This is a genomic window from Fusicatenibacter saccharivorans (assembly GCF_027667425.1).
GTDB classification, from domain to species: Bacteria; Bacillota; Clostridia; order Lachnospirales; family Lachnospiraceae; genus Fusicatenibacter; species Fusicatenibacter saccharivorans.
On record NZ_JAQEGR010000010.1, the window covers coordinates 1 to 13,379 of the forward strand.

The 13,379-nt window shown below is 46.7% G+C and carries 8 protein-coding genes and 2 tRNA genes; all 10 read right to left on the reverse strand.

The features are described 5' to 3' along the window. On the reverse strand, positions 1-1,019 hold a 1,019-nt coding region (locus tag PGS38_RS10475), incomplete at its 3' end, for an RNA-guided endonuclease InsQ/TnpB family protein (RefSeq protein ID WP_270476244.1). Further along, on the reverse strand, positions 958-1,614 hold the full coding sequence (locus tag PGS38_RS10480; protein ID WP_199669522.1) for an IS607 family transposase: 657 nt from the start codon (positions 1,612-1,614) through the stop codon (positions 958-960). The genes PGS38_RS10475 and PGS38_RS10480, both read right to left, overlap by 62 nt. 223 nt (positions 1,615-1,837) lie before the next feature. Then, on the reverse strand, positions 1,838-3,169 hold the full coding sequence (locus PGS38_RS10485; protein WP_117814222.1) for an MATE family efflux transporter: 1,332 nt from the start codon (positions 3,167-3,169) through the stop codon (positions 1,838-1,840). Between the two features lie 102 nt (positions 3,170-3,271). Further along, on the reverse strand, positions 3,272-3,865 hold the full coding sequence (locus tag PGS38_RS10490; RefSeq protein ID WP_022462955.1) for an NUDIX hydrolase: 594 nt from the start codon (positions 3,863-3,865) through the stop codon (positions 3,272-3,274). A 145-nt stretch (positions 3,866-4,010) separates the two neighbouring features. Then, positions 4,011-6,641 carry a pyruvate, phosphate dikinase gene (gene ppdK, locus PGS38_RS10495; protein ID WP_118595188.1) on the reverse strand — a complete coding sequence of 877 codons (2,631 nt, stop codon included), beginning with the start codon at positions 6,639-6,641 and terminating at the stop codon, positions 4,011-4,013. Positions 6,642-7,151: 510 nt separating this feature from the next. Beyond that, positions 7,152-8,063 carry an undecaprenyl-diphosphate phosphatase gene (locus PGS38_RS10500; RefSeq protein ID WP_117760874.1) on the reverse strand — a complete coding sequence of 304 codons (912 nt, stop codon included), beginning with the start codon at positions 8,061-8,063 and terminating at the stop codon, positions 7,152-7,154. A gap of 199 nt (positions 8,064-8,262) precedes the next feature. Next, entirely contained in the window at positions 8,263-11,469 is a 3,207-nt protein-coding gene (carB, locus tag PGS38_RS10505) for a carbamoyl-phosphate synthase large subunit (RefSeq protein ID WP_022462958.1), read from the reverse strand. Then, a complete protein-coding gene (locus tag PGS38_RS10510; protein WP_118640264.1) occupies positions 11,469-12,542 on the reverse strand; it encodes a carbamoyl phosphate synthase small subunit in 1,074 nt (357 codons plus the stop codon). Before PGS38_RS10510 ends, carB begins: the two co-directional genes overlap by 1 nt. A 301-nt stretch (positions 12,543-12,843) precedes the next feature. Next, positions 12,844-12,927, reverse strand: a tRNA-Leu gene (locus PGS38_RS10515). Positions 12,928-13,187: 260 nt separating this feature from the next. After that, a tRNA-Leu gene (locus PGS38_RS10520) sits at positions 13,188-13,271 on the reverse strand. Positions 13,272-13,379: the final 108 nt, after the last annotated feature.

Below are 13,379 nucleotides of genomic sequence, written 5' to 3' on the forward strand. Positions count from 1 at the left end.
CAGATTTTTGATGATGGATACCATCTGTCTGCAACCCGAAGCTCAATACCATTTTCCCTGCTTTTCGCCTTAAGCTTTATTCTGAATTCGTAAAACTTCTGCGAAGCAACTGCTCTTGAAAGATGTTTGTTCTTCATCATTCCCGATACGTTTAAGTCTTCAATCGTTATATAAGATGGTTTGGTTTTTACGATCTCTGCGATTGTCTTATTGATGTAATCCGTACGGATATTGTCTATTTTATGATGAAGTTTTTGTACCTTAAGTTTTTGTTTTTGTATATTCGCTCTTTGAGTGGACTCTCCTTTCTTTAGATTTTCATACTTTCGGGAGAGACATCTCTGTTCCCGAACGAGTCGTTTTTCTAATTTCTTTAATCTTGCTGATTTGTTGATATTCTTATATGTCTTACCATTTGAAACAATGGCAAAATCCTTTAACCCCAGGTCGATGCCGATTCCTTCGTTAGAAAGATCAGCAGTTTTATTATCAGGAATTTCTATAAGAGCCGAAACATAATATCTGCCCGCTTTCATGGAAACATGGCCGCTTTTTATGATATATCCTTCTTTCGTCGTAGGAATGTATCCTTTTTCTTTGATACGAACCCATCCAAGTGATGGAATGTTAACTCGGTGTCTCTCGCAGCGACAATCTTTCGGATTATTCTTTACGAAATACATCTTCACATCTGATCTGCCTTTCTTTTTGAACTTCGGAAAAGCACTTTCATGATTAAAGAATTTTTTAAATGCAGTCTGTCCATGATTTACTGCCTGGGTCACCGCTTTTGAGTATGCTTCCTTAATCCATAAATATTCTGGATGTTGTGGAAGGTATTCATGATTCAGCCAGACTCTGAATTTACTGCTGCTCATGAATTTTTCGCCATTTTGATAAAGTTCCTTGTTATGGGCCAGATAGAAATTGTAAATAAATCTACAAGTTCCTATTGTTTTATGAATCCTGACTTTCTGCTCTTCTGTCGGATGGATTTCCGTCTTGAAGCTCTTTAGCAATTTCCTCGTCCCTCTCTATTTGTTTTTTATACTTACGAAGTCCATACAGCCTGCAGGAGAACACATGAAGTATGGAAACAATATCCTGTACAAGTTCTTCCTGTGGTGATAATTCTTCGTTGTTTACCACCACGATCGTTGTGTTGCATTTCATACAGAATTTTTCAAACCAATCATAACCGAATCGGATAAATCTGTCTTTGTGGGTTATGATGATCGTTTTTACTTTCTGTTCCATTACTTCATCTAATAATTTATTCCACTTTTTGCGGTTGTAATTAAGACCACTTCCATACTCTTCGATACATTGGTCTACAATGATTCCTCTGGCATTACAAAACTGTCGCAAAAATGCGACCTGGTTTTGCAAATCGTCTTTTTGATTTTTTGTAGATACTCTGGCATAAATAACTGCCTGACGTTTATCATTTTCGATATTTATGCCTTTGAATTGAAGATATTGGTCATACGTATAATAACGCCTGTCAGTTGGAGTTCGATTTGCTTTTAAAATCCCTTCTCTGTCCCAACGCTGTAGCGTTTTAACAGATATCCCTAACAATTCAGCAAAATCCTTCGGCTTGTAGTTTGTGATATTTGATGTGTTCATAATATGATTCTCCTTTTGTATGTTTAAACACATTATATCACATTTGACAATATATTTAGTTACTTATATTTTCCTCCTTTTGCTGTTTTTCGGAGTCCATTTTACCATACCCCGGCATGATTTTCAACGCGCCGAAATAATCCCTTTTACCCCAAAAATCCCCTTTTCCCAACAACTTTTCTGTCGTCAGAAAAAGAGGATCGTTTTTTCACTCACGGATAACCTGAAACGTTTTCCACTTGCCCTGTTTGAATCTCCACCAGAAGATGATGCCGCGCACGGACCAGTCGAGGCACATCGCAAGAGCGATTCCCATAACGCCCATGTTCATCCAGATTGCAAAAATCACAGAGAAAATCAGGCGGACGCCGATGGTCGTGAAGAGGGAAATTCCCATTGTGAATTTTACATCTCCTGTCGCACGAAGGCCGCTTCCAAGCGGTCCGGCGTAGCAGAGTGCAATACCGTTGAAAATATTATGCAGCAGTACCAGCCAGAGTGTCAGCCGCTTCGTCTCCTCGGACACCGCATAGAAGGAAAGGACAAACGGTGTGACTGCAAAGACAAGCGCATTCCATGCCACTCCAATGATCAGTGTGATTTTTATCAGCTTGCGGAAATAATACTCCGCCTGATCAGTATCTCCCGCGCCCATGCACTGTCCGATGACGGTGATGAATACTGGGGAAAGTGCACTGCTTGTGAGTGCCGCCATGGACCATATACTCTGGGCAATGCCGTTTGCGGCAATCTGGTAGGTACCAAACAGTGCTACCACACTGGAAAGTGCTACTTTGACGAGCTGGAAAATACCGCTCTCGATACCGTTCGGAACTGCGATACTGAGGATCGTTTTCTGGAAGCTCAAGTCTACTTTAAAAATCCACTCTTTCAGATACTGCACCGGATTTCGCTTTGAGAAGCAGAGAACCGTGATAACAGCTGCGGAAAAGATACGCGCAATCAGCGACGGAACCGCAACGCCAGGCACACCTGTATGCAAAGCAAAGACGCCGATACAGTTTCCGACTACGTTGATCACATTCGATGCAATCGAAAGGTACATCGTCGTGCTGGTTTTTCCAAAACTGCGGTACAAAGCCGCTCCCGCATTGTAAATCGCCATTGCCGGATAGGAATATGCCGAGATACGCAGATACGTCACGCATGCCGCCATGACATCATCCTCAACCTTGCCGAACATCAAACGCATCAGCTGTTCGTTGGCAACCAGTACCACTACAGAAATAACAACCGACAGCAATACCGATGCCGTCAGAAGCTGGGAAGCTGCCGCTCCCGCCTGCTCCTTGTCCTTCTTTCCGATATACTGGCTGATGACCACCGCACCGCCGGATGCCAGCGCTGTGAACAGATTGATAAAGATCATATTAAACGCATTGACCAGTGACACACCGGAAACCGCCGCCTCTCCGACAAATCCGATAACAAACACGTCCGCAATTCCGACCAGAGCCACCAGAAGCTGCTCTAGGAAAAGCGGAATAATCAGCTTTTTCAAATCCTGATTTGTAAACATAAAACCCCTCCTGCCATTTTTCTTTCTGTCTCTATTTTAGACATCTAACAGCTCATTTGTCTAATGCTTATTCTAAATGGCAGTTCATACGCGGATTGCATATTACACTTCACAGAAATCTCTTTTCACTTTCTCACACAGCTTGCCATACACACGCTCCACAAACCATGGCTCTGTCGATTTTTCTGCGATCTGCTCCACCGGAATCCAGCCGACTGCGCTGTTTTCATCCGGCTTGCAGCGGATTTCCTGTACCGGGTCTGCTTCCATGAGATATGTCACATTCAGATGGAGATGTGTCGTCACGTACTTTCCGCGCTTCACATGGCCGTCCACCGACAGGATTTCGAGCGAGAATGGCTGATCCGATAAGAGCTTCACCTCTTCAATCCCGGATTCCTCCTTCACTTCTCTTACCGCCACGCTGCAAAGATCCGCATCTCCGTCCGCGTGGCCGCCGAGCCATGCCCAGGAATGGTAAATATTGTGATACGCCATCAGCACCTGCTTCCGATCCGGGCTTACGACCCAGGCGGAGGCAGTCAGATGTGCGGTCTCATTTTCCCGCGTCAAAATATCGCATCCGCTCTCCATCCATTTCAGCAGAATCGCCCGATCCCGCTCTTCCTGCTCATTGTACGGACGGTATTCCCGGATCTGCCGCAGCAGGTTTTCTTTGGCTGTTTCATTCTGCATCCGTTTTCCCTCCCACTTTGATTTTAAACGATTGATAAAAAAGACCCCGGCGCCTGTATTTCTACAGACCGCCGGGGTCTCCTTACGTTTGAACACAAATCATGCTATTGCATGAAAATCCTGATTCGGACAGATTCTGCTTAAATTAAGCGTTCTTCTGAGCGATAGCTGCCTGAGCTGCTGCCAGACGGGCGATCGGCACACGGAACGGTGAGCAGGAAACATAGTCCAGACCCAGTTTGTTGCAGAACTCTACGGAGCTCGGATCTCCACCGTGCTCACCGCAGATACCTACGTGCAGAGAAGAGTTAACCGGTCTTCCAAGATCGATAGCCATCTTCATCAGCTTGCCAACGCCGTCCTGATCGAGTTTTGCGAATGGATCGTTCTCGAAGATCTTAGCGTCATAGTAAGCGTTCAGGAATTTACCAGCATCGTCACGGGAGAATCCGTAAGTCATCTGAGTAAGGTCGTTGGTTCCAAAGCAGAAGAAGTCTGCCTCTTTTGCGATCTCATCTGCAGTCAGAGCTGCTCTCGGGATCTCGATCATGGTACCAACTTCGTATTCAAGGTCGCTGCCTGCAGCTGCGATTTCAGCGTCAGCGGTCTCTACTACGAATTTCTTAACGTATTTCAGCTCTTTGATATCGCCAACAAGCGGGATCATGATTTCCGGTTTAACATTCCAATCCGGATGAGCTTTCTTCACGTTGATGGCTGCGCGGATTACTGCGCTTGTCTGCATCTTAGCGATTTCCGGATAAGTTACAGCAAGACGGCATCCACGATGACCCATCATCGGGTTGAACTCATGCAGACCAGCGATGATTGCTTTGATCTGCTCAACAGATTTGCCCTGTGCGTCAGCCAGTTTCTTGATGTCCTCTTCCTCAGTCGGAACGAACTCATGAAGCGGCGGATCCAGGAAACGGATGGTAACCGGGTTGCCTTCCAGAGCTTCATACAGCTTCTCGAAGTCTCCCTGCTGCTCCGGAAGGATCTTAGCAAGTGCTGCTTCTCTCTCTTCTACGGTTTCAGCGCAGATCATCTCACGGAATGCATCGATTCTGTTGCCTTCGAAGAACATATGCTCTGTACGGCAAAGACCAATACCTTCTGCGCCAAGCTCACGAGCTTTTTTAGCGTCTGCCGGAGTATCAGCGTTTGTACGAACTTTCATGGTTCTGTATTTATCTGCCCAGCCCATGATTCTTCCGAACTCGCCAGCGATGGTAGCGTCTACGGTCGGGATCAGTCCGTCATAGATGCATCCTGTAGAACCATCCAGAGAGATGCAGTCTCCCTCGTGGAACTCTTTGCCAGCCAGTGTGAATTTCTTGTTTGCCTCGTCCATTACGATATCACCGCAACCGGATACACAGCAGGTTCCCATACCACGGGCAACTACGGCTGCGTGGGAAGTCATACCACCACGAACAGTCAGGATACCCTGTGCAGATTTCATACCTGTGATATCTTCTGGGGATGTCTCAAGACGAACCAGAACAACTTTTTCTCCTCTTTCAGCCCATGCAACAGCGTCATCAGCTGTGAAGACGATTTTACCGCAAGCAGCTCCCGGAGATGCTCCCAGTGCTTTTGCCATTGGAGTAGCCTCTTTCAGTGCTTTTGCATCGAACTGCGGATGAAGCAGAGAGTCAAGGTTACGAGGATCGATCATTGCAACTGCCTCTTCCTCTGTTCTCATTCCCTCATCTACAAGGTCGCAGGCGATTTTCAGAGCAGCTTTTGCTGTTCTCTTACCGTTACGTGTCTGCAGCATGTACAGTTTACCGTGCTCTACAGTGAACTCCATGTCCTGCATATCTCTGTAGTGTGTTTCCAGAGTTTTGCAAACTTCTTTGAACTGTTTGAAAGCTTCCGGGAATTTCTCTTCCATCTCGGAAATGTGCATAGGTGTACGAACACCGGCAACTACGTCCTCGCCCTGTGCGTTGGTAAGGAACTCACCGAACAGTCCGTTTTCTCCTGTAGCAGGGTCACGGGTGAAGGCAACACCTGTACCACAGTCATCTCCCATGTTTCCGAATGCCATCATCTGTACGTTAACAGCGGTACCCCAGGAATACGGGATGTCGTTGTCACGACGATAAACGTTTGCTCTCGGGTTGTCCCAGGAACGGAATACGGCTTTAACAGCCTCCATCAGCTGTACCTTAGGATCGGTCGGGAAATCCTCACCGATTTTAGCTTTGTACTCAGCTTTGAACTGCTCAGCCAGTTTTTTGAGGTCATCTGCGTCAAGATCTACGTCCTGTTTTACGCCTTTCTCCTCTTTCATCTTGTCGATCAGCTCTTCGAAGTATTTTTTACCAACTTCCATAACTACGTCAGAGAACATCTGAATGAATCTTCTGTAGCAGTCCCAAGCCCAACGTGGGTTGCCGGAAGCCTGTGACAGAGTTTCAACAACCTCTTCGTTCAGACCAAGGTTCAGGATGGTATCCATCATACCTGGCATGGAAGCTCTTGCTCCGGAACGTACAGAAACGAGCAGCGGATTCTTAGCGTCTCCGAATTTCTTTCCTGTGATTCCTTCCATTTTATCGATTGCTTCCATGATCTGACCCATGATCTCGTCGTTGATCTGTCTGCCATCCTCATAGTACTGTGTACAAGCCTCGGTTGTTACCGTGAATCCCTGTGGTACAGGAAGTCCCAGGTTTGTCATCTCAGCCAGGTTTGCGCCTTTTCCACCGAGAAGGTTACGCATGTCTGCATTACCTTCAGTGAACATGTAAACCCATTTTGCCATTGTTACTTTTCCTCCTACTTGTAATTTTGATAGGTTATAGTAAAGTATTTCCAGATTGCCCTGGATGATACGTTCACCCTATACTGATTGCACCGAAAAGAAAGATATTCTCGGGCGCACACATTTATTTTACCATAAGAATATCTTTAGTCAATAAAAATATGGCAAATTTTCGGTATTTTTTTTAATTTACAGTTCACTCGTGTGTTCTGGCGGGCAAATTTCATGCTTGCATGAAAATTTGTTTGCAAGAACACACGAAGGGAGCGCCGAGAAATGAGCAAAAGGAGCTGCGCAGCAGCGGAAAGCGCTGAAAGCGCAGTTTTGCGAATGGCGCGGGTGAACTGTATCGTCTGTGCCCCTGTTATGTCCTATTATATCAGCTTTTGGTTACTTTTTACAGGGTTTTTTGTAATTTTCGCGTAAAAAAAGAAGTATCGCACAATTTTTTTTCATTTTACGATACTTCTTCTTCTATTTTCCCCGGTAAATTTTCGGAATTGTTCGATTTTATGCTTTCAGAATTACGGTTTTGATTACGAAATACAGCAGCACAATCACACCGAGTACGATACGGTACCAGCCGAAGGCTTTGAAATCGTGCTTCTTGATGTACTGCATCAGAAATTTGATGGCAAAAATCGATACCGCAAATGCCACCAGCATGCCGACGATCATGATCGCCACCTCAACACCGGTAAAGGCAAAGCCGTGTTTTACCAGTTTTAAAAGGCTCGCGCCAAACATAACCGGAACGGCAAGGAAAAACGTGTACTCCGATGCCAGCTCTCTCGAGCATCCCAGCAGGATACCGCCGATGATGGTTGCTCCCGAACGGGAAGTTCCCGGTACGATGGAAAGGAGCTGGAAAACACCGATATACAGCGCATTTTTCCAGGTAATCTCTTTGATTTTTGTTGCAGACAGTGTTCTCGTCTTGTTGTAATTCTCAATGATGATGAAGAGGACACCATAGATGATCAGCATCAGTGCTACGATCACGTAATTCATCAGATGGGCCTCGATCCAGTCGTTGAATGCCAGTCCGATCACGGCTGCCGGCAGACACGATACGACAATCTTGAACCACATGATAATTTTGTCCAGATAACAGTAATTGTCTACAAAGTTCTGAATCCCTGCAAAGACCTTGTTGTCGCTTGGATTGGCAAAATAGCTCTTGCTTTTCGCTTTGCTTTTGCCATGAAACGGCCAGAGATCCCAGAAATAGATGACGACAACCGCAAGGATTGCACCGAGCTGGATGACAACTTCAAAAACATTCTTGAAATCAGCTGTCACATTCAGCTTAATAAACTCATCTACCAGAATCATGTGGCCGGTGCTGCTGATCGGAAGCCACTCGGTAATGCCCTCTACGATACCCAGCAGGATAACCTTTAACCACTCAATGATGTTCATACGATATGTACCTTTCTCTTTTTGAATTGGATGCCCTTTTCTGGCATTCTATTAAAAATCTATCATACTTATGCCAAAAACACAAGCGCGTCACGTTTTCTTTTTTGTAAAATCCATAACCCACATTCGGCCAAAAAAGCTCTCTGCCGCTTTGTTTCTGCAGCAGAGAGCTTTTCTTTGCTTTATGCTTCTATCATGCTTATCTCTTGTCGATCGTTGCGATATCAATCAGGGTCAGCTTCTTCACATCTGTATTTTCCAGACTGGTTACGAGTGCGGTTGCGGTATCCAGAGAGGTCAGTACGTTGACACCTGTCTCGATCGCGTTCCGGCGGATGACGAATCCGTCTTTGGAGTGCTCAACACCCTGGGACGGAGTATCGATGACGAGGTCGATCTTGTGGCCGAGGATCAGGTCCATCAGGTTCGGGGACGGCTGCTCGATCTTGTTGGTGCGGATCGCATTGACGCCGTTCTCGTTCAGGGCTTTCGCGGTATTTCTCGTCGCATAGATCTTGTAGCCGAGAGCCTGGAATCTCTGTGCGATCGGAACGATATCCTCTTTATCCTCATCCTTTACGGTGATGATCATGTTTTTGTATTTCGGCAGGTTGATTCCGGCGCCGAGGAATGCTTTGTAAAGAGCCTCATTGAAGGTCTTTGCAATACCAAGGCACTCACCGGTGGATTTCATCTCCGGTCCAAGGGCGATATCTGCGCCGCGGATCTTCTCGAAGGAGAATACCGGCATCTTGATGGCAATGTAATCTGCCTCTCTCTGCAGACCCGGCTCGTAGCCAAGCTCGCGGATCGTGTGGCCAAGGATGACTTTCGTTGCCAGCGGCACGATCGGGATTCCGGTTACCTTGCTGATGTACGGCACGGTACGAGAAGAACGCGGGTTGACCTCGATGACGTAAACATCCTCACCGCATACGATGAACTGGATGTTGATCATACCGATGACATGCAGGGATCTTGCCAGACGTTTCGTATACTCTACGATGGTGTCTTTTGCATGCTGGCTGATGCTCTGTGCCGGATAAACGGAGATACTGTCTCCGGAGTGAACGCCGGCGCGCTCGATGTGCTCCATGATACCAGGAATCAGGATATCGGTGCCGTCGCAGACTGCATCAACCTCGATCTCCTTGCCCTGCAGATATTTATCAACCAGGATCGGATGCTCCTGTGCGATCCGGTTGATGATGCCGATAAATTCATCGACGTCCTCATCGCTGATGGCGATCTGCATACCCTGTCCTCCAAGGACGTAGGACGGGCGGACGAGTACCGGATAGCCGAGCTCGTTGGCTGCTTTTTTCGCCTCTTCTGCAGTGAATACGGTGTGTCCCTTCGGACGCGGGATTTCACACTGCTCCAGGATCTCATCGAACAGCTCACGGTCCTCTGCGGCATCTACGTTCTCTGCAGATGTTCCAAGGATCGGCACACCCATTTTCAGGAGTGCTTCGGTCAGCTTAATCGCAGTCTGGCCGCCGAACTGTACAACGGCTCCGTCCGGATGCTCGATGTTGACGATATTTTCTACATCTTCCGGTGTCAGCGGCTCGAAATACAGTTTATCTGCGATATCGAAGTCGGTGCTGACGGTCTCCGGGTTGTTGTTGATGATGATGGTCTCATAGCCCTCTTTCTTGAATGCCCAGGTACAATGTACGGAGCAGAAGTCAAACTCGATACCCTGTCCGATACGGATCGGGCCGGAACCAAGGACGAGGACTTTCTTTCTGTCGTTTGTCTCGACAGCTTCGTTTTCGCCGCCGTATACGGAATAGTAATACGGTGTGGTTGCTGCGAACTCAGCGGCACAGGTATCTACCATCTTGTAAGCTGCGGTGATATCATACTGTTTTCTTAACGCTTTTACTTCTTCTTCGGTCTTTCCTGCCAGTTTTGCCACCAGGTAATCCGGGAACTCAAGGCGTTTTGCTTCGCGCAGCAGATCCTCATCCAGCTCTTTGGCCTGTAATGCCTGCTCCATCTCAACGAGGATAGCCAGCTTATCGATGAACCATACATCGATTTTGGTGATCTCGTGGATCTCGTCGTAGGAGATGCCCTGACGGATCGCCTCTGCGATTCTCCAGATTCTCATATCGTCTACGATGTGAAGCTCTTCGATCAGCTCGTCTTTGGACAAGTGGCTGAAGTCATAGGACATCAGGGAATCTACGTGCTGTTCCAGGGAACGGATGGCTTTCATCAGCGCGCCCTCGAAGTTGTTGCAGATACTCATAACCTCACCGGTTGCCTTCATCTGTGTGGTCAGGGTACGTTTTGCACTGATAAACTTATCGAACGGCAGACGCGGGATTTTTACAACACAGTAATCCAGCATCGGCTCGAAGCTTGCGTAGGTTTTTCCGGTAATGGCGTTCGGGATCTCATCCAGAGTGTAGCCAAGTGCGATCTTTGCAGCAACCTTTGCAATCGGATAACCGGTCGCTTTGGAAGCCAGTGCGGAAGAACGGCTGACACGCGGATTTACCTCGATAACACAGTACTCGAAGCTGTCCGGATTCAACGCATACTGTACGTTGCATCCGCCGGTGATGCCAAGCTCGGTGATGATGTTGAGTGCAGAAGTACGCAGCATCTGATACTCTTTATCTCCCAGGGTCTGGGATGGTGCTACGACAATACTGTCTCCGGTGTGAACGCCGACCGGGTCGATGTTCTCCATGTTGCAGACGGTGATGCAGTTTCCTACGCTGTCCCGCATTACCTCGTACTCGATCTCTTTCCATCCGGCGATACATCTTTCAACGAGTACTTCGCCGACACGGGAAAGACGGAGTCCGTTCGAGAGGATCTCGATCAGCTCTTCTTCGTTGTAAGCGATACCGCCGCCGCTTCCGCCGAGGGTGTAAGCCGGACGCAGTACAACCGGATAACCGATCTTGTTGGTGAAATCGATACCAGCCTGTACATCATGGACAACCAGGGATGCCGCTACCGGCTCGCCGATTTTTTCCATGGTATCTTTGAATTCCTGACGGTCCTCTGCTTTTTTGATGGTCTGTGCTGTGGTACCGATCAGGCGTACGTTGTTTTCTTTTAAGAAGCCTTTTTCTTCGAGTTCCATCGCAAGGTTCAGTCCTGCCTGGCCTCCCAGAGTCGGAAGAACGCTGTCCGGTTTTTCCTTCTGGATGAGCTGCTCTACCACTTCTACGGTCAGCGGCTCGATGTAAACGCGGTCTGCGATATCTTTATCGGTCATGATGGTTGCCGGGTTGGAGTTCAGAAGAACAACTTCCATTCCCTCTTCTTTCAGGGAACGGCACGCCTGTGTTCCTGCGTAGTCGAACTCTGCTGCCTGTCCGATGACGATCGGACCGGAACCGATAACCAGAACTTTTTTAATATTCGGATTCTTTGGCATTATTTGTTACCTCCCATCATCTCAAGGAATCGATCAAACAGGTATCCGGAATCCTGCGGGCCAGGGCATGCCTCCGGATGGAACTGTACGGTAAAGATGTTTTTGCCGACGTATTTGAGTCCCTCGTTGGTGCCGTCGTTGACGTTCACAAAGGCCGGAACTGCCACATTCGGATCCAGGGTATCGGTATCTACGACGTAGCCGTGGTTCTGGGAAGAAATGTAAACTCTTCCGGTTGCCAGATCCTTGACCGGGTGGTTTCCGCCGCGGTGGCCGTATTTCATCTTGTGGGTATCTGCGCCGGTAGCCAGTGCCATCAGCTGATGTCCAAGACAGATTGCAAAGATCGGTACATTGGAATCGTACAGTTTTTTAATCTCTTTGATAATGGATACGCACTCTTTCGGATCTCCAGGGCCGTTGGACAGCATGATTCCGTCCGGATTTGCGGTGAGGATCTCTTCTGCTGTAGTAAGCGCCGGATAAATGGTCACTTCGCATCCGCGCTCATTTAAGGAACGTGCGATGTTGTTCTTTGCGCCAAGATCCAGAAGTGCAACTTTAAAGCCTTCTCCTTTTAAAACTGATTTTTCAGAGCAGGTTACCTTTTCTACAACTTTTCCGGTATTATACGCTTTTAATTTTGGAATAATTTCATCGAGGTGATAATTTTCGTTGGTCGTGATCATACCGTTCATGGTACCTTTTTCACGAAGAATTTTGGTGAGAGCACGAGTATCGATTCCGGCGATTCCGGGAATATCGAACTTTTTCAGGAAATTCTGAATGGTGTCCTGGCAACGGAAGTTGCTGGGGAGACGGGATAATTCTCTTACAATATAGCCATCCGGCCAGGGTCTTAAGGACTCCTGATCATCATAACAAATTCCATAGTTTCCAATAAGAGGATACGTCATACATACTGCCTGTCCCGCATAGGATGGGTCAGTCAGCACTTCGAGATATCCAGTCATGGATGTATTAAATACGATTTCACTGATCACTTCTTTTTGTGAACCAATGCTGGTTCCGGTAAAGACATGCCCGTCTTCTAAGATTAGAAAAGCTTTCATCATTCCACCGTTTTCCTTTCTTTTTCGTTCGGTTTTGAGTTTGTATGAAATATGCATCTCATACTTTAATCTTTCAGATTCTATCACAACCAGGGAAACATTTCAACTATTTTTGTCGAATTACGGAAATTTCTTTTCTGGAATACTTTTGAAGTGTGTATTGGGCATAAAATGTCCTGTCGGAATTATTTTCTTTTCTGGAAAAATAAAAATACCCTGACGGAAAGTTTTCACACTTCCCATCAGGGCAATCCGAATTGGTCCACCGGACCAATTCTTGATACGCAAAGCGAAAAAATAATGCAGGAGATGGGACTTGAACCCACACGATCTTGCGACCACAGGCACCTGAAGCCTGCGCGTCTGCCAATTCCGCCACTCCTGCATTTCTTAGTTGTCTTAGCGGTTGTCCGCTTGACAAGATAGATAATAACAGCTTTCTAAAGAAAAGTCAACACTTTTTTTGAAAAAATTTTAATTTTTTTGATTTTATGAAAAATATGGATAATAGTGATAATTTTAAACAATTTTACACTGTCTGAGATTCGTCTGTTTTTCTTTCCCCGTCTGCACATCTTCTCCGCACAGAAATAAAAAGACCCTGCCGGGAAGTTTCTGCATCATTCCAGGCAGGGTAAAAAATAATGCAGGAGATGGGACTTGAACCCACACGATCTTGCGACCACAGGCACCTGAAGCCTGCGCGTCTGCCAATTCCGCCACTCCTGCATTTCTTGTCTTGCGGCTCTCATGTGCCGTTCAACAAAACATATATTACCAGATGATTCCGAATCTGTCAACAGCTTTTTTCAAATTTTTTCAAAAAATTTCAAATTT

What these genes read in the sequence shown, in the direction of transcription:
- PGS38_RS10485 (WP_117814222.1), bottom strand. Translation starts at nt 3,169, where the DNA reads ATGTTTACAAATCAGGATTTGAAAAAGCTGATTATTCCGCTTTTCCTA.
- PGS38_RS10490 (WP_022462955.1), bottom strand. Translation starts at nt 3,865, where the DNA reads ATGCAGAATGAAACAGCCAAAGAAAACCTGCTGCGGCAGATCCGGGAA.
- ppdK (WP_118595188.1), bottom strand. Translation starts at nt 6,641, where the DNA reads ATGGCAAAATGGGTTTACATGTTCACTGAAGGTAATGCAGACATGCGT.
- PGS38_RS10500 (WP_117760874.1), bottom strand. Translation starts at nt 8,063, where the DNA reads ATGAACATCATTGAGTGGTTAAAGGTTATCCTGCTGGGTATCGTAGAG.
- carB (WP_022462958.1), bottom strand. Translation starts at nt 11,469, where the DNA reads ATGCCAAAGAATCCGAATATTAAAAAAGTTCTGGTTATCGGTTCCGGT.
- PGS38_RS10510 (WP_118640264.1), bottom strand. Translation starts at nt 12,542, where the DNA reads ATGAAAGCTTTTCTAATCTTAGAAGACGGGCATGTCTTTACCGGAACC.